The organism is Microbacterium alkaliflavum, from assembly GCF_044325405.1.
Lineage (GTDB): Bacteria > Actinomycetota > Actinomycetes > Actinomycetales > Microbacteriaceae > Microbacterium > Microbacterium alkaliflavum.
Genome location: NZ_JBIQWL010000002.1, coordinates 763656 through 779919 on the forward strand (window position 1 = coordinate 763656; position 16264 = coordinate 779919).

Sequence of the window (16264 nt, forward strand, 5' to 3'; positions counted from 1 at the left end):
CCTACCGACGGTCAGCGCGACCCGGAGCGGGCCGCTCTGCCATCCGTGGCCGTCGGACCGTCAGGCGTTGGCGTCCTGCCGCTTCAGGCGCGACGCGGCGCGGCCGCGCTCGGTCGCGTCGAGCACGACCTTGCGGATGCGCACCTTCTCGGGCGTGACCTCGACGCATTCGTCGTCGCGCGCGAACTCGAGGCTCTCCTCGAGCGAGAGCTGGCGCGGAGGAGTCATCGACTCGAACGCGTCCGCGGTCGAGGACCGCATGTTCGTGAGCTTCTTCTCCTTCGTGATGTTCACGTCCATGTCGTCGGCGCGCGAGTTCTCGCCGACGACCATTCCCTCGTAGACCTCTTCCGTGGGCTGCACGAAGAAGCTCATGCGCTCCTGCAGCGCGATCATCGCGAACGGCGTGGCGACACCCGAGCGGTCGGCGACGATCGAGCCGTTCTGACGGGCGACGATGTGCCCCGCCCAGTCGTCGTAGCCGTGCGAGATCGCGTTCGCGATGCCCGTGCCGCGGGTCGTCGAGAGGAACTCGGTGCGGAAGCCGATGAGACCGCGCGACGGCACGATGAATTCCATGCGCACCCAGCCGGTGCCGTGGTTGACCATCGTGTCCATGCGGCCCTTGCGCCCGGCCATGAGCTGCGTGATGGCGCCGAGGTACTCTTCGGGCGCGTCGATCGTGAGGTGCTCGTACGGCTCCTTGACCTTGCCGTCCTCGCCCTTCCGGGTGACGACCTGGGGCTTGCCGACGGTGAGCTCGAAGCCTTCTCGGCGCATGTTCTCGACGAGGATCGCGAGGGCGAGCTCGCCGCGGCCCTGCACCTCCCACGCGTCGGGACGTCCGATGTCGACGACCTTGAGCGAGACGTTGCCGACGAGCTCGCGGTCGAGGCGGTCCTTGACCATGCGCGCCGTGAGCTTGTGACCCTTCACCTTGCCGACGAGCGGCGACGTGTTCGTGCCGATCGTCATCGAGATGGCGGGGTCGTCGACGTGGATCGCCGGCAGGGGGCGCACGTCTTCGGGGTCGGCGATCGTCTCGCCGATCGTGATCTCCTCGATGCCGGCGATCGCGACGATGTCGCCGGGGCCGGCCGACTCCGCGGGGTAGCGCTCGAGGGCGCGGGTCTTGAGGAGCTCCGTGATGCGGGCGTTCGAGTGCGAGCCGTCGTGGCGCACCCAGGCGACCGTCTGGCCCTTCTTCAGCGTGCCGTTGAAGACGCGCAGCAGCGCGAGACGGCCGAGGAAGGGGCTCGAGTCGAGGTTCGTGACCCACGCCTGGAGGGGCGCCTCGTCGTCGTACGTCGGAGCGGGGACATGCTCGAGGATCGCCGCGAAGAGAGGCTCGAGGTCATCGTTGTCGGGCAGGTCGCCGTTGGCCGGACGGGTGCGGGACGCCGCGCCGGCACGGCCCGAGGCGTACACGACGGGGACGTCGAGGAGGGCGTCGATGTCGAGATCGGGGACGTCCTCGTGGAGGTCGGACGCGAGCCCGAGCAGCAGATCGTGGCTCTCTTCTTCCACCTCGGCGATGCGCGCGTCGGGGCGGTCGGTCTTGTTGACCAGGAGGATGACGGGCAGCTTGGCCTCGAGCGCCTTGCGCAGCACGAAGCGCGTCTGCGGGAGCGGGCCCTCGCTCGCGTCGACGAGCAGCACGACGCCGTCGACCATCGAGAGACCGCGCTCGACCTCGCCGCCGAAGTCGGCGTGGCCCGGCGTGTCGATGACGTTGATCGTCACGGGCTCGTCGGTGTGCGCGCCGTTGTAGGTGATCGCCGTGTTCTTGGCGAGGATCGTGATGCCCTTCTCGCGCTCGAGGTCGTTCGAGTCCATCGCGCGCTCTTCGACGTGAGCGTGCTCGCCGAATGAGCCGGTCTGGCGCAGCATGGCGTCGACGAGAGTGGTCTTGCCGTGGTCGACGTGCGCGACGATCGCGACGTTACGGAGGTCGGGGCGGAGAGCGCGCGCCATGAGGGAAAGTCCTTGCGAAGAGGGGAAGAGGTCATCGGTTCCCGAGTACATCGAGAGAACCGGCCCTCCCAGACTATCGCAGGAGCCCGAAAGGCGCCCGTGAGGCGCTCGCGAGCCTCGACGTGCTCACTCGGGGTGGCCGCGATCCATCTAGCCGTAGGCGACGACCACGGCGATGATGCACCACGCCGCGATGACCGCGAAGGCGATCAGCGCGACGACGTCGGCGCGGCGCCGCATCGGTGCGTCGTCGGTGCCGCGCTCTCGCGCCCGATTCCACTCTTCCTGGATCAGACCGACTTCGCGGACCGGGGCGGGTGGAGTGGACTCGTCCGTCTCCGCGGCGATCGATCGCCGCTTCGTCGCTCGACCGCGCGTGGGTCCCCCGAAGCCGCTGACGACCCGGCCGTCCTCGAGCACGACCTCGACCTGCCAGCGCAGGCGGACGTCCGCCACGCGACCCCACGGGATGTCGATGATGGTCAGCACGTTGTGCAGACGGATGCCTGAGGCATCCGTCCGCACATTCGGCGCATAGAAGAAGACGTACACGCCCCAGAGCACGAGAAGCACCCACGGCGTGATGAGCATGCCCTCCACGAAACCGCCGCGCACGAAGGCGTCGATCAGAAGCAGCGCCGCGACGACGACCGACCCGAGCATTCCGAAGATGGCTGTGCCAGACCGGAATGTGCGTGGCCGGCCGCCGCCGGGCAGTTGCGTCATCGGCCGCCGAGCGGAATCGACGCACCCGGGATGGCGTCGAGCAGTCGCTGCGTGTACGCCTCCGCCGGGTTGCTGAAGATCTCGTCGACGGTGCCCTGCTCCACGAGGCGTCCGCGCTCCATCACCACCACATCGTCGGCGGCGACGCGGACGACGGCGAGGTCGTGGGTGATGAACAGATAGGTCAGATCGAGCTCGCCCTGGAGGTCTGCCAGGAGCTTCAGGATCTGATCCTGCACGAGCACGTCGAGCGCAGAGACCGCTTCATCGAGCACGACGATGTCGGGCTTGAGCGCGAGCGCTCGGGCGATCGCGACGCGCTGCCGCTGGCCGCCGGACAACTCGTTCGCGTACCTCGTCGCCACTTCCTGCGGGAGAGCCACCTGGTCGAGGAGCTCGCTCACGCGCTCGCGGCGGGACTTGCGGTCGCCCACGCGATGGATGTTCAGCGGCTCCGCGATGGTGTTCCCGATGTTGCGCATCGGGTCGATCGAGCCGTAGGGGTCCTGGAAGACGGGCTGCATGCGGCTGCGCAGGCGGAACGTCTCACGCTTGGAGAGCGTCGCGGTGTCCTTGCCGTCGATCTCGATCGTGCCCGAGGTCGGCGTTTCGAGCTGGAGCACCATCTTCGCGATCGTCGACTTGCCCGACCCGGACTCGCCGACGACGGCGAGGGTCTTGCCGCGCTGGATGTCGAACGACACGGAGTCGACGGCCCGGAACGGCTCGGCACGGCGGAAACCGCCCTGACGGATGCTGTAGTCCTTCGTCAGGTCGCGGACTCGCAGCGTCGGGATCGCCTCCGCTGGTTCGTCGGACGTCTGGATCTCGTCCCGGTCCTCCACGACAGCCTGGATCCGCTGCGAGGCGATGCTCGGCGCGGAAGCCACGAGGCGGCGCGTGTAGGGGTGGATCGGGTTCTCCAGGATCTTACGGCTGGGACCCGCCTCCACGATCTCGCCGTCCTTCATGACGATGATGCGCTCGGCCCGCTCGGCCGCGAGGCCGAGGTCGTGCGTGATCAGGAGCACCGAGGTGCCCTTCTCGCTCGTGAGCTTCGCCATGTAGTCGAGGATGACCCGCTGCACCGTGACGTCGAGCGCCGAGGTGGGCTCGTCCGCGATCAGCAGCTGAGGGTCGGCCGCGAGGCCGATGCTGATGAGGGCGCGCTGACGCATGCCGCCGGAGAACTGGTGCGGATACTGGTTCATCCGCTTCTCGGCGTCGGACAGGCCGGCCTGCTTGAGCACCTCGACCGCACGGGCCTCGACATCGCTCTTGCTCGAGGCGATGCCGTTGGCGCGCACGGTCTCCTTGACCTGGAAGCCGATGCTCCACACGGGGTTGAGGTTCGACATCGGGTCCTGCGGCACATACCCGATGTCGCGACCGCGCACGCGCTCCATCTGGCGCGACGTGAGGTTCGTCAGGTCGCGCCCGTCGAGCGTGATGCTCCCGCTCGTGACGTGGCCCGTGCCGGGGAGCAGTCCGATGATCGCGGAAGCCGTCGTCGACTTGCCCGATCCGGACTCCCCCACGATGGCGAGCGTCTCGCCGGGGAAGATGTCGAAGTCGATCCCGTGGATGACCTCCCGCTGGCCCGACTGCGACTCGAACGCGATCCGCAGATCGCGGACGCTGATCAGCGGAGTGGTAAGCGTGCCGCTCATCGGCGAGCCCTCGCTCTCGGGTCGAGGGCATCTCGGATGAGTTCGCCCAGCAGGATGAACGCGAGCACCGTGACGGTCAGCGCGATCGACGGGTAGATGAGCGCCATGGGTGCGACGCGCAGCGACGTCTGCGCCTGGGAGATGTCGTTGCCCCAGGACATGACGTTGCTGCCGAGCCCGACACCGAGGAACGCGAGGGTCGCCTCCGCGACGATCGCGCCGGCGAGGCTCAGGGTCGACACGACGATGAGCGGTGCGATGGCGTTGGGGACGACGTGCGAGACGAGCGTGCGGAACCGCGAGAGGCCCAGCGCCCGTGACGCCGTCACGAAGTCCGCCTGTCGTACGCGGAGCACCTCGGCCCGCACGACGCGCGCCGTCGCCGCCCACGCGAAACCACCGATCGCGAAGGCGAGGGTCACCATGTTCCGTCCCTGCGAGAAGACCGTCATGACGACGACCGCCGCGAGGATGTAGGGGATCGAGAAGAAGATGTCGCCGACGCGAGAGAGCACGGAGTCGAGCGAGCCGCCGTAGAACCCGCCGATGGCGCCCATGACGAGTCCGATGGACGAGCCGATCAGGGTGGCGAGCACCCCGACGACGAGCGACGTGCGCGCGCCCCACACGATGCGAGACCAGATGTCGCAGCCCTGGAAGGTGAACCCGAGGGGGTGCCCCGGCTCCGGCCCCGCATTGCTGTTCTCGAGGTAGCACTGGTCGTTGGGCGGCACCTGCGTGAACAGGGTCGGCCAGATCGCCATGAGCATCACGACGATGAGGATCGCGACCGAGATCCAGAAGACGGGCCGCTTGCGGAGGTCGCGCCAGGCGTCCGACCAGAGGCTGCGCGGCTTCGCCGCGGTGACCTTGACGGAGTCGACGTCGACGACGACGTCCTTGATGGGCGCGACGAAATGGTCGGCAGAGCGTGGCTGATCAGACATAGCGGATCCTCGGGTCGAGCAGGCCGTATCCGAGGTCGACGACGAGGTTGACCAGGACGTAGATGATGACGAAGACCGTCACGAACGAGACGATCGTGGGGCCCTGGTGCTGCTGCGTGGCATGGAACAGCGTGTTGCCCACCCCGGGGATGTTGAAGATGGCCTCGGTGACCGTCGCACCGACCAGCAGCACGCCGAAGTTGGTCGCGCTGTTGGTGATGACGGGGATGAGCGAGTTGCGCAGCGTGTGGACGGGGATGACGCGTCGACGCGACAGGCCCTTGCTGTAGGCGGTGCGCACCCAGTCCTGGTTGAGGGTGTCGATGACAGAGCCGCGCATGAGGCGCATGCTCGTCGCGAACAGGCTCACGCCGAGGACGATGGCGGGAAGCCACAGGTCGCCCCAGTCGTTCTGCGCGCCCACGGTGGGTTTGAACCATCCCCACTGGATCGCGAGGAAGTACTGGGCCACGAAGCACAGCACGAAGATCGGCGTCGCGAGGAAGATCAGCGAGATCACCAGCGACGTGTTGTCGAAGATCTTGCCCTTGCGGAGGGCCGAGATGGTCCCGACGATGATCGCCAGCGTGAACTCGATCGCGATCGCCATGATCGCGAGACGCGCCGTGACGGGGAGCGTCCGGGCCAGGACGTCGTTGACCGATTGGCCCGAGTAGGTCACTCCCATGTTCCCCTGGAAGATCCCGACGATGTAGTAGAAGTACTGGACGATGAAGGGCTGGTCCAGGTGGTACTCGGCGCGGATCTGCGCGAGCAGCTGCGGCGACGGCGGCTTGTCGCCGAACAGTGCCGCGATGGGGTCTCCGGGCATGGCGAAGACCATGAAGTAGATGAGCAGAGTCGCCCCGAAGAAGACCGGGATGATCTGCAGCAGGCGTTTGAGGATGTAGGCGAACATCCGCACTCCCTCCGCTGTTGCGATACCGCGAACGCGATCCGCGTCGTGGCATCTATCCATGAGCGTGCATCTCGAGGTGGCGAGATGCAACGCCCTCACGACAGACCGCGAGGCGGTGACGAATCGTCACCGCCTCGCGGGAGCGATCAGTTGGAGCTTATTCGCTCTTCGTGATCTCGTAGTAGAGCGGAACCGAGTTCCAGCCGTACGCCACGTTCTGCACCGTGTCGGCGAAGCCGCCGGTCACGTTGGAGTACCACAGCGGGACGGCCGGGAGGTCCTGGAACAGGATCTCCTGCGCCGCGACGTACTTCTTGTTCGCGGCCTCGAGGTCGGCGGCAGCGGCACCCTCGGCGACGAGCTTGTCGACCTCGGGGTTCGAGTAGTCGCCGTCGTTCGAGCCGGCGCCCGTCACGTACAGCGGCGCGAGGAAGTTGTACAGACCGGGGTAGTCGGCCTGCCAGCCCGAGCGGAACGCCGTCTTGATCGTGCGGTCGTTGACGTCCTTGCGCAACGACGCGAAGTCGACGTACGGAGCACCCGACGCCTCGATGCCGAGCGTGTTCTTGATCGAGTTGGTCACAGCGTCGACCCACGGCTGGTGGCCGCCGTCCGAGTTGTACGCGATCTGGAACGTGCCGTCCCACGGGGAGATGGCGTCGGCCTTGGCCCACAGGTCCTTGGCGGCCTTGGTGTCGTAGTCGAGGACGTCAGAGCCCTTGATCGAGTCGGACCAGCCCTCGATGACCGGCGACGTGAAGTCGGAGGCCGGGGTGCGGGTGCCGTTGAAGATCTTGTCCGTGATCTCCTTGCGGTTGATCGCGTGCGAGATCGCGGCACGACGCAGCTTGCCCTCCTCGCCGCTGAAGTGCGGGAGGTTCTGCGGGATGGTGAACGACTGGAAGATCGCGGCCGGCTGGTTGACGGCGCGGTCGCCCAGGTCGGACTCGAACGTCGCGAGCGCTGTCGGGGGCACGCCCTCGATGACGTCGACGTTGCCGGCGAGGAGGTCGGCGTACGCCGCATCCTGCGTCGCGTAGAAGACGAACGTCACGCCGCCGTTCTTCGCCTGGCGGCCGCCCTTGTAGTCGTCGTTCTTGACGACGTCCATCTGGACGTTGTGCTGCCACGCGCCGTCGCCGGCGAGCTTGTACGGGCCGTTGCCGATCGGGTTCTCGCCGTACGCCGCGATGTCGTCGTAGGCGACCGAGGGCAGCGGGTAGTACGCCGAGTAGCCGAGGCGCAGAGCGAAGTCCGCCGCGACCGGCGAGCTCAGGTCGATCGTGAAGTTGAGGTCGTCCTGCTTCTTCAGACCGGTGAGGTCGGAGTCGGCGTCGGCGCTGAAGCCGACGATGTCCGAGAACCACGACTGGTTCTGCTGGGCGTTCGAGATCTGGGCGCCGTAGTTCCACGCCTTGATGAAGCTGTCAGCCGTGACCTCTTCACCGTTGGTGAACTTCTGGCCCTCCTTGAGCTTGACCGCGACGGTGTCCTCGTCCTCGACCGTGATCGAGTCGGCCATGTCGTTGACGGCCTTGCCGTCCTTGTCGTAGTAGAGCAGGCCGGCGAAGATCGAGTCGAGGATGCGGCCACCGCCGACCTCGTTGGTGTCGGCGGGGAGAAGCGGGTTCTCCGGCTCGGTGCCGTCCGTCTTGATGATGGCGGAGCTCGAACCAGTACTGGTCTCGGTCGCCGTCGTGCCGCCGCCGCTCGTGCAGCCGGCGAGCATCAGCCCGCCGACGCTCAACAGCGCGAGGCCCGCAAGGGCCAACTTGTTGCGCTTCACTTGTCCTCCTGTGCAAGGGATCGATGCGCCCTCACGCACACCGGGTTCGGCGTGCTGAGGGATCCAAGACACGATAAGCCGGATTAACCCAATGCTCTACCGCCCTTCCACAACCGTTACATACCCTTTACTCAAATCGGTCCGGATGTGGCAATGTGGCGACGTGGACACGCCTCGCCGAGCAGATGGCGCATTTTCGCCGATCGACCGCTCGACCCGACTGAGACTCCGCTGGGAGATCGCCCTCGTCCTGGCGATCAGCGTCGGACAGTCCGCGCTGTACTCCGTGCTGACCCTCGTGCGGCGCTATCTCGTCTCGACGCCGATCTCGCAGCAGCAGACCCAGCTCAACCCGTCACGCGACACCGCGGTCTTCTGGGACGTCCTCTACCAGGTGCTGTCGATCTTCTTCGCGCTCGCCATCGTGGGTCTGGTCGTGTACCTCCTCTGGGAGCCCGGCGGCAACGCGCTGCGTCGCATCGGACTGGACTTCACGAGGTTCGGCGGCGACCTCGGTCGCGGCATCCTGCTCTTCCTGATCATCGGCGTGCCGGGACTCGCCCTGTATGCCGTCGGACGCGCACTGGGGATCACGGTCGCGGTCGTGGCGTCGCCGCTGGATGCCGCGTGGTGGACGATCCCGCTGCTCGTGCTCTCCGCGATCAGGGCCGGCCTGACGGAGGAGATCATCTTCGTCGCGTACCTGTTCGACCGGCTGCGCCGGCTCGGCTGGAACTGGTGGGCGATCATCCTCTCGACCGCGGCGCTGCGCGGCGCGTACCACGCGTACCAGGGCTTCGGCGCGATCGTCGGCAACTTCGTGATGGGCGTCGTGTTCGGCTGGTGCTACAAGCGCTGGGGCCGCGTGATGCCGCTCGTCATCGCCCACACGCTGCTCGACGTCGTCGCATTCGTCGGCTACCCCGTCGCCGCCGCCCTGTGGCCCGGTGTGTTCGGCCCTCCCCCCGCGGCTCCGTCCCCTTCCCCGACCCCGTCCCTCTCCCCCGCCTCCTGACCCGGCGCGGGGGCGCAAACCGTGAGCCTCCACCTGACTGCCGAGAGCGTGGGTGTCCCCCGCGTGCTCGGCAGTCGTATGAAGGCTCACGGTCTCCGGGGCAAGCCGGCCGCTCCTCCACATCGCGCGCGGCGGGCGGGATATGCACGAGGATCAGGCGGCGAGCGGGACGCTCGCTCCGACTCCGACGAGAGTGTCGGGATGCTGCAGACACTGCCCGCAATCATGCCGAGCCCCATCGCCCTGCTACGGTTCGCCGACATCAGCCATCCGGAGCGCGGCGTCCGGCGGAGCGAGCTGGTGCGAGTCCGTGCAGGCGTTTACGCTGCGGCGCTCGAATGGGAGAAGCTCGCGCCGTGGGAGCGTTATCTCGCGCGTGTCCACGCGGTCGCGCTGCTCCGCCCCGATGCCGTGTTCAGCCACGAGTCGGCAGCCGCGCTCCTGGGGCTGCCGATCTTCGGCGACCCGACAGTGGTGCACGTTCTGGCCTCGCCGGGAACCACCGCACGGCTCATCGCCGGCGTGCGAGTGCACAACTGGACCGGGGATCGCGAGCTCATCGAAGTGAGCGGGATGCTGCTCACGAGCGTCGCGGACACAGCCGTCGACCTGGCTCGCTCTCGACACCCGGCGATCGGGTTGTCCGTCGCCGACGGAGCGCTCCGCTTGGACCCGCGGCTCGGCGTGGCGAACTTCGTCGCGAACAACGAGGCGCGGTCGAGCAAGCGCGGACGCGCGATCGCGCGCTGGCCCCTCAGCGCAGCGACACCGCTCGCCGCCACTGCTGTCGAATCGGTGAGCCGGGCGGTCATCGAGTGGTTGGGCTTTCCCCCGCCGGAGCTGCAAGTCACCCTTCGAGCGTCGACAGTGGACGAGGACCGACCTGACTTCCTCTGGCCTGATCTCCGCGTGGCAGGAGAAGCCGACGGAGACCTCAAGTACGACGGCCGATTCGGTAGCCCGACGGACATCTTGAAGCGCCAGCGAGTCCGGGATGCCCGTCTGCGAACGCAGCTGAAAGCGGTCGCCCATTGGGGGTGGTACGAGGCCACCACGGTCGACCCGTTGCGGACTCTCCTCCTCGGACACGGTCTGCGCCCGATCCGTCCCGAGAATCCGGTGCCGTTGTTCTCGCTCCGACGCGCTGTGGCACCATCCGCGCCTCACCGCGTCAGCCCCACCGCCTCCCAGCCGTGAGCCTCCACTGGATTGCCGAGAGCGCGGGTGTCACCCACGCTCTCGGCAGTCAGATGGAGGCTCAGTGTTTCGCCGGCCGGGCCGGGTCAGGCGAAGGCCTCCACCGGCGGGCAGGCGCACACGAGGTTGCGGTCGCCGTAGGCCTGGTCGATCCGGCGCACCGGCGGCCAGTACTTCGTGCGCACGAGCGACGCCAGGGGGTAGACCGCCGTCTCGCGGGAGTACGGGTGCGGCCAATCCCCCACCACGACGGACTCGGCCGTGTGCGGAGCGTTCACGAGGGGGCTGTCGTCGGCGGGCCACTCCCCTGCCGCCACGGCCTGGGCCTCGGCGCGGATCGCGATCATCGCCTCGATGAAGCGCTCGATCTCGGCGAGGTCCTCCGACTCGGTCGGCTCGACCATGAGCGTCCCGGCGACCGGGAACGACATCGTCGGGGCGTGGAAGCCGTAGTCGATGAGGCGCTTGGCGACGTCGTCGACCGTCACGCCCGTCTCCTCGCGCAGCGGCCGCAGGTCGAGGATGCACTCGTGCGCCACAAGACCGCCCTCGCCGGCGTACAGCACGGGGTAGTGGTCCTTCAGCCTGACCGCGATGTAGTTCGCCGCGAGCACAGCGGTTGCGGTGGCATCCCGAAGCCCCTCAGCACCCATCATCCGCAGGTACGCCCACGAGATCGGCAGGATGCCGGCGGAGCCGTGCGGCGCCGCCGACACGGCGCCGCCCTGGAACACGCCGCCCGCGTGGTCCTTGCGCTGCGAGAAGGGATGCCCCGGCAGGAACGGCGCGAGATGCGCTTTGGCCGCGACGGGCCCGACGCCGGGTCCACCGCCGCCATGCGGGATCGCGAACGTCTTGTGCAGGTTGAGGTGCGAGACGTCTCCCCCGAGGTCGCCGAAGCGCGCGAAGCCGAGGAGGGCGTTGAGGTTGGCGCCGTCCACGTAGACCTGCCCGCCCGCGTCGTGCACGGCCTGCGTGATCTCGAGCACATCGTGCTCGTACACGCCGTGCGTCGACGGGTACGTGATCATCAAGGCCGCGAGCGACGAAGCGTGCACCCCGATCTTGGCGCGCAGGTCGTCGAGGTCGACGTTGCCGGCCTCGTCGCAGGCGACGACGACGACCTTCATACCCGCGAGCACTGCGGAGGCGGCGTTCGTCCCGTGCGCCGACGACGGGATGAGGCACACCGTGCGCTCGGCCTCGCCGTTGGCGTGGTGGTAGCCGCGGATCGCGAGCAGGCCCGCGAGCTCGCCCTGCGACCCGGCGTTCGGCTGCAGCGAGACGGCGTCGTAGCCGGTGACCTCGGCCAGCCACACCTCGAGCTGCTCGATCATGGCGAGGTAGCCGTGCACGTCGGCTTCGGGGGCGAACGGGTGCACACGCGAGAACTCCGGCCACGACACGGCCGCCATCTCGGTCGCCGCGTTGAGCTTCATGGTGCACGATCCGAGCGGGATCATGCCGCGGTCGAGCGCGTAGTCGCGGTCGGCGAGCTGCTTGAGGTACCGCATCATGGCCGTCTCGGAGCGGTGCGTGTTGAAGACGGGGTGCACGAGGTAGTCGTCGGCGCGCAGCAGCGCCGGCGGCACCGCCGCAAGGGGCGTCGCCGAAGAGAACGGGATGTCGCGCACGTCGTGCTCGTCGGCCTCGGGCAGGCCGAACGCCCACGCGACGGCGGCGAGGTCGCCCTGCGTCGTCGTCTCGTCGACCGAGACCCCGACGGTCGCATCATCGACCCAGTGCAGCTGATACCCCTTCGACCGGGCGCGCTCGATGACGCGCTGCGACGGACCGGGCGTGACGACGCGGATCGTGTCGAAGAACGAGTCCGACACGAGGTGGAGGTCGTACTCGCGCAGGCGCTCCGCGAGCGCCTCGGCCTTGCGTGCAGCATCCGACGCGATCGCGCGAAGCCCCGAGGGCCCGTGATACACGGCGTACATCGCGGCCATGACGGCCAGGAGCACCTGCGCCGTGCAGATGTTCGAGGTCGCCTTCTCGCGGCGGATGTGCTGCTCGCGCGTCTGCAGCGACAGGCGGTAGGCGGGCTTGCCCGCGGCATCCACCGACACGCCCACGAGGCGCCCCGGAAGCTGGCGCTCCAGGCCCGACCGCACCGCCATGTAGCCGGCGTGCGGACCGCCGAAGCCGAGCGGCACGCCGAAGCGCTGGGTCGTGCCGACGGCGACGTCCGCGCCGAGCGAGCCCGGCGATGCGAGGAGCGTGAGCGCGAGCAGGTCGGCCGCCGCGACGACGAGGCCGCCCGCGACGTGCGTGGCGTCGATGACGCCGCTCGGGTCCCACACGCGGCCGGACGCGCCGGGGTACTGCACGAGCGTTCCGAAGAGCTCGTCGGGCAGCGTCCCGCCGCGGGCGAAGTCGACCTCGACGAGCTCGATGCCGACGGCGCCGGCGCGGGCGTGGAGGAGCGCCTTCGTCTGGGGCATCGCGTCGGCGTCGACGGCGAACACGTGGGAGGCCGACTTCGAGGCGCGCCGCGCGACGAGCATCCCCTCGACGACCGCCGTGGACTCGTCGAGCATCGACGCGTTCGCCGTGTCGAGGCCCGTGAGGTCGGTGACCATCGTCTGGAAGTTGATGAGCGCCTCGAGCCGGCCCTGCGAGATCTCGGGCTGGTACGGCGTATAGGCCGTGTACCAGGAGGGGTTCTCCAGCACGTTCCGCGCGATGACCGACGGCGTGATCGTGTCGTAGTACCCGAGGCCGATCATGGGGCGCGCCGCGCGGTTCTGCGACGCGAGCACGCGCAGCTCGGCGAGGGCCTCCGCCTCGGTCGCGGCAGGCGGGATGTCGGTCGTCTCGCGGGCCGCGAGATGAATGGATGCCGGCACCGCCGTCTTGACGAGCGCGTCGATCGTGTCGTACCCGAGCGCGTCGAGCATCGTGCGCTGCGCAGCGGCATCCGTTCCGATGTGGCGCTCCTGGAAGGACCCCGTCATCACGCGCCTTCGGTGAGTGCGACGTAGGCCGCGCGGTCGAGCAGGCCCGCGACGGCGGATGCGTCGACGCGCAGCTTCACGAGCCAGCCGTCGCCGTACGGGTCGGAGTTGACCAGCGACGGGTCGTCGACGACCGCGTCGTTGATCGCGACGACGTCGCCGGTGAGCGGCGCGTAGAGCTCGCCGACCGACTTCGTCGACTCGATCTCGCCGCAGACCTCGCCCGAGGTGACGCCCGAGTCGACGGCGGGAAGTTCGACGTAGACAACGTCGCCGAGCTTGTCGGCGGCGTAGTCGGTGATGCCGACGGTGGCTATCGCCTGCCCTGAGCCTGCCGAAGGGTCACCGTCGACGGAGATCCACTCGTGCTCCTCGGTGTACTTGAGGCTGTCGAGATCGGTCATTTTGTCCTCCTGTAGAAGGGAAGGGCGGTCACGGTCGCAGGAATGCGCGTGCCTCGCACGTCGATGGTGAGTTCGGTTCCGGGAGCGCTCACGGTCGGTGAGACGTAGGCCATGGCGATGGGATGCCCGAGGGTCGGGCTCAGCGCGCCGCTCGTGATCTCGCCGACCCGCGTCTCGCCGTCGAAGATGCCGTAGCCGGCGCGGCCGGCGCGCTTGCCTTCCGCCGTGAGGCCGACGAGCACGGGCACGCTCGCGACGTCGACGGCGGCGAGGCCCTCCTTGCCGACGAAGCGCTCCTTGTCGGCGACGACGACGCGGCCGAGACCGGCCTGCGCGGGAACCATGGCGAGCGACAGCTCGTGGCCGTAGAGCGGCATGCCCGCCTCGAGGCGCAGCGTGTCGCGCGCCGCGAGTCCGGCCGGCACGAGGCCGAACGGCTCGCCGGCGCGCAGCAGGGCGTCCCACAGCAGGGCGGCGTCGTCCCAGCGGACGAACACCTCGAAGCCGTCCTCACCGGTGTAGCCGGTGCGGCCGATGTGCACAGGCGACGACTCGCCGCCGGCCGTGAACGTCGCGTGCGTCATGCGGTAGTACTTGAGGTCGCCGAGCGGCGCGGAGTAGTCGGCGAGCTCGGGGGTGGCCTCGAGGATCCGCTGCGAGGCCGGCCCCTGCACGGCGATGAGGGCGATGCGGTCGGTCCAGTCCTCGACGTCGACGTCGAACCCACCCGAGCGGTCGGCGAAGGCCGCCGCGACGGCATCCCGATTCCCGGCATTCGCGACCACGATGAAGCGCTCGGGATGCTGGCAGTAGACGATGACGTCGTCGACGATGCCGCCCGACGCGTCGAGCACGAGGCTGTACTTGGCCTGGTCGTCGGCGAGCACCGAGAGGCGCCCGGCGAGCGCATAGTCGAGGAAGGCACCGGCCTGGCGTCCCTCGACGACGAACTCGGCCATGTGCGAGATGTCGAAGAGTCCCGCCGCCTCGCGCACGGCGCGGTGCTCGGCGAGGTCGGACGTGTAGCGTACGGGCATGGCCCAGCCGCCGAAGTCGGTGAAGGCCGCGCCGAGCGCCTCATGGCGCTCTCGCAGCGGGGTGTAACGGGGGTCTGTCATCGAGTTCTCCCGGTCGCGGTCGGGCGGGCGCCGCATCGGCGTCCGAGGAACTCCCCCTCTGTCTCGAGCCTGAGAGCTTCGCCTCGGACATCGTGGGATGTCGGGACTTTCACCGTCGGCGGGTGCGCGAGCACCGCTTTCCAGAGCGGCCGGACGTGGGCGGTACGCGGACCTGAGAGATTGGCGGGGAGGCTTGCTCCTTCGGTGCCCGGCCGGGGCCGGGGCTCTCCCGCACACGTCATGCGGCCTGTCTTCGATTTTGCGGTCCCAGCATAACCGGCGGAGGGGATTCCCGCCCTTGCGTGTGGACAGCGCGCCGCGCCGGCGTGGCGGCGGTCAGCCCGTGCAGGCTCCCGTGGACACGGGCGCGTCGAGCCCGGGCGCTTCCTGCGCGACGGGGTCGAGCTCGGCCATCGTCATCGCGTAGCCGCGGCTGTCGTCGTTCTCGCCCCGCGCGAACACGATGCCCGCGACGACGCCGTCTCCCGTGAGGAGCGGCCCACCCGAATTGCCCGGCCGCACGGCGGCCTGGAGGGAGTAGATCTCCCTGGGCTCCGTGCGGGTCGAGTAGATGTCGGGCATCTCGACGGTGCCCGTCGAGAGGACGTCGGCGTTGGTCTGGGTGAACGGGCCTCCGTACGGATAGCCCTGAACGACGGCGGCCGCGCCCGGGGTGAGGGTCGAGCCGAGCCGCAGCGGCGCCGCGTCGAGCCCGTCCACCGCGATGAGGGCGAGGTCGTTCACGGGATCGAAGTACACGATCCGGCCCTCGCGCGCCGCGCCGCCCGGCACCTCGACCACGGGCGCGTCGACGCCCGCCACGACGTGGGCGTTCGTGACGACGCGGTCGTCGGCGATCACGAAACCCGAGCCGGTCGAGCTGATGCCGCACGCGTACGCGGTGCCCGACACGCGTACCACGGATGCCGCGGCGCGCTCGAGATCGGGATCGGCGAGGTCGATCGGCGGCTGCGTCGGAGACGCGACGCCGCCGAGGAGGTTGCCGAAGCGCGGCAGGGCATCGCCGAGCACGACGGAGCGCAGCTGCGCGAGCGCCTCGGCGACCGGCGGAGGCGTGAGGCGGTCGATCGTGCGGAGCACCTGTGACGACGCGATCGCCGGCGCGAGGGTGGGCGCCCCGGTCGCGGCGATGCTCGAACCGACGAGCGACAGGGCGAGGGCTGCGACGATGACGCTCGCGAGGGAACCCAGCACGCGGTCGACGACTCGCAGCGGCGTCGTGCGGTCGACGCCGCGGCGCAGCGCGGCGCCGATCGTCGCACCGAGGGCGCCACCCGTCGCCAGGAGTGCGAGGACGAGCACGAGCACCACGAACGGGCGCCACACCTGCCACGGCCACGCGTCGTTGACGATCGGCGCGAGCCAGTACGCGGCGATACCGCCGGCGAGCAGGCCGAGCAGCGTGCCGGCGCTCGCGACGAGGCCGCGCTGGGCCCCGACGAGTACAGCGAGGATCAGCACGACGATGAGGACGACGTCGACGACGACCACGCTGACCTCCCTCCCGCCGTGGAGTGCAAGGCT

General features: G+C 69.1%; 12 protein-coding genes and 2 riboswitches. Of the genes, 2 read left to right on the forward strand and 10 right to left on the reverse strand.

All coding sequences use genetic code 11. The features are described from left to right. Positions 1–60 precede the first annotated feature (60 nt). The 6 genes from typA to ACH3VR_RS08575 form a co-directional block, all read right to left on the reverse strand. Positions 61–1974 carry a translational GTPase TypA gene (gene typA / locus ACH3VR_RS08550; RefSeq protein ID WP_396640328.1) on the reverse strand — a complete coding sequence of 638 codons (1914 nt, stop codon included), beginning with the start codon at positions 1972–1974 and terminating at the stop codon, positions 61–63. 150 nt (positions 1975–2124) lie between these two features. Continuing rightward, entirely contained in the window at positions 2125–2700 is a 576-nt protein-coding gene (locus ACH3VR_RS08555; protein ID WP_396640329.1) for a hypothetical protein, read from the reverse strand. Then, on the reverse strand, positions 2697–4370 hold the full coding sequence (locus ACH3VR_RS08560; RefSeq protein ID WP_396640330.1) for a dipeptide ABC transporter ATP-binding protein: 1674 nt from the start codon (positions 4368–4370) through the stop codon (positions 2697–2699). The genes ACH3VR_RS08555 and ACH3VR_RS08560 overlap by 4 nt, the downstream gene beginning before the upstream one ends. Next, entirely contained in the window at positions 4367–5317 is a 951-nt protein-coding gene (locus tag ACH3VR_RS08565; protein WP_396640331.1) for an ABC transporter permease, read from the reverse strand. The genes ACH3VR_RS08560 and ACH3VR_RS08565 overlap by 4 nt, the downstream gene beginning before the upstream one ends. Further along, positions 5310–6236: an ABC transporter permease gene (locus ACH3VR_RS08570; RefSeq protein WP_396640333.1), complete on the reverse strand. Its 927-nt coding sequence runs from the start codon at positions 6234–6236 to the stop codon at positions 5310–5312. Before ACH3VR_RS08570 ends, ACH3VR_RS08565 begins: the two co-directional genes overlap by 8 nt. A 157-nt stretch (positions 6237–6393) precedes the next feature. Next, entirely contained in the window at positions 6394–8022 is a 1629-nt protein-coding gene (locus ACH3VR_RS08575) for a peptide ABC transporter substrate-binding protein (protein ID WP_396640335.1), read from the reverse strand. A gap of 145 nt (positions 8023–8167) precedes the next feature. Here ACH3VR_RS08575 and ACH3VR_RS08580 point away from each other — a divergent pair, with 145 nt between their 5' ends. After that, positions 8168–9037, forward strand: a complete 870-nt coding sequence (locus ACH3VR_RS08580) for a CPBP family intramembrane glutamic endopeptidase (RefSeq protein ID WP_396640336.1) — start codon at positions 8168–8170, stop codon at positions 9035–9037. Positions 9038–9238: 201 nt separating this feature from the next. Next, on the forward strand, positions 9239–10234 hold the full coding sequence (locus ACH3VR_RS08585; protein ID WP_396640337.1) for a type IV toxin-antitoxin system AbiEi family antitoxin domain-containing protein: 996 nt from the start codon (positions 9239–9241) through the stop codon (positions 10232–10234). An 86-nt stretch (positions 10235–10320) separates the two neighbouring features. On the opposite strand, the gene gcvP is transcribed toward ACH3VR_RS08585, so the two are convergent. The 4 genes from gcvP to ACH3VR_RS08605 form a co-directional block, all read right to left on the reverse strand. After that, a complete protein-coding gene (gcvP, locus tag ACH3VR_RS08590) occupies positions 10321–13197 on the reverse strand; it encodes an aminomethyl-transferring glycine dehydrogenase (RefSeq protein WP_396640338.1) in 2877 nt (958 codons plus the stop codon). After that, complete coding sequence (gene gcvH, locus ACH3VR_RS08595) at positions 13197–13601, reverse strand: glycine cleavage system protein GcvH (protein WP_396640339.1); 405 nt, start codon at positions 13599–13601, stop codon at positions 13197–13199. Before gcvH ends, gcvP begins: the two co-directional genes overlap by 1 nt. Beyond that, on the reverse strand, positions 13598–14719 hold the full coding sequence (gene gcvT, locus ACH3VR_RS08600) for a glycine cleavage system aminomethyltransferase GcvT (RefSeq protein WP_396640340.1): 1122 nt from the start codon (positions 14717–14719) through the stop codon (positions 13598–13600). Before gcvT ends, gcvH begins: the two co-directional genes overlap by 4 nt. 48 nt (positions 14720–14767) lie before the next feature. Then, positions 14768–14869, reverse strand: a riboswitch (glycine riboswitch). Continuing rightward, positions 14870–14961, reverse strand: a riboswitch (glycine riboswitch). Positions 14962–15055: 94 nt separating this feature from the next. Beyond that, positions 15056–16231 carry a MarP family serine protease gene (locus tag ACH3VR_RS08605; protein ID WP_396640341.1) on the reverse strand — a complete coding sequence of 392 codons (1176 nt, stop codon included), beginning with the start codon at positions 16229–16231 and terminating at the stop codon, positions 15056–15058. Between the last annotated feature and the right edge of the window lie 33 nt (positions 16232–16264).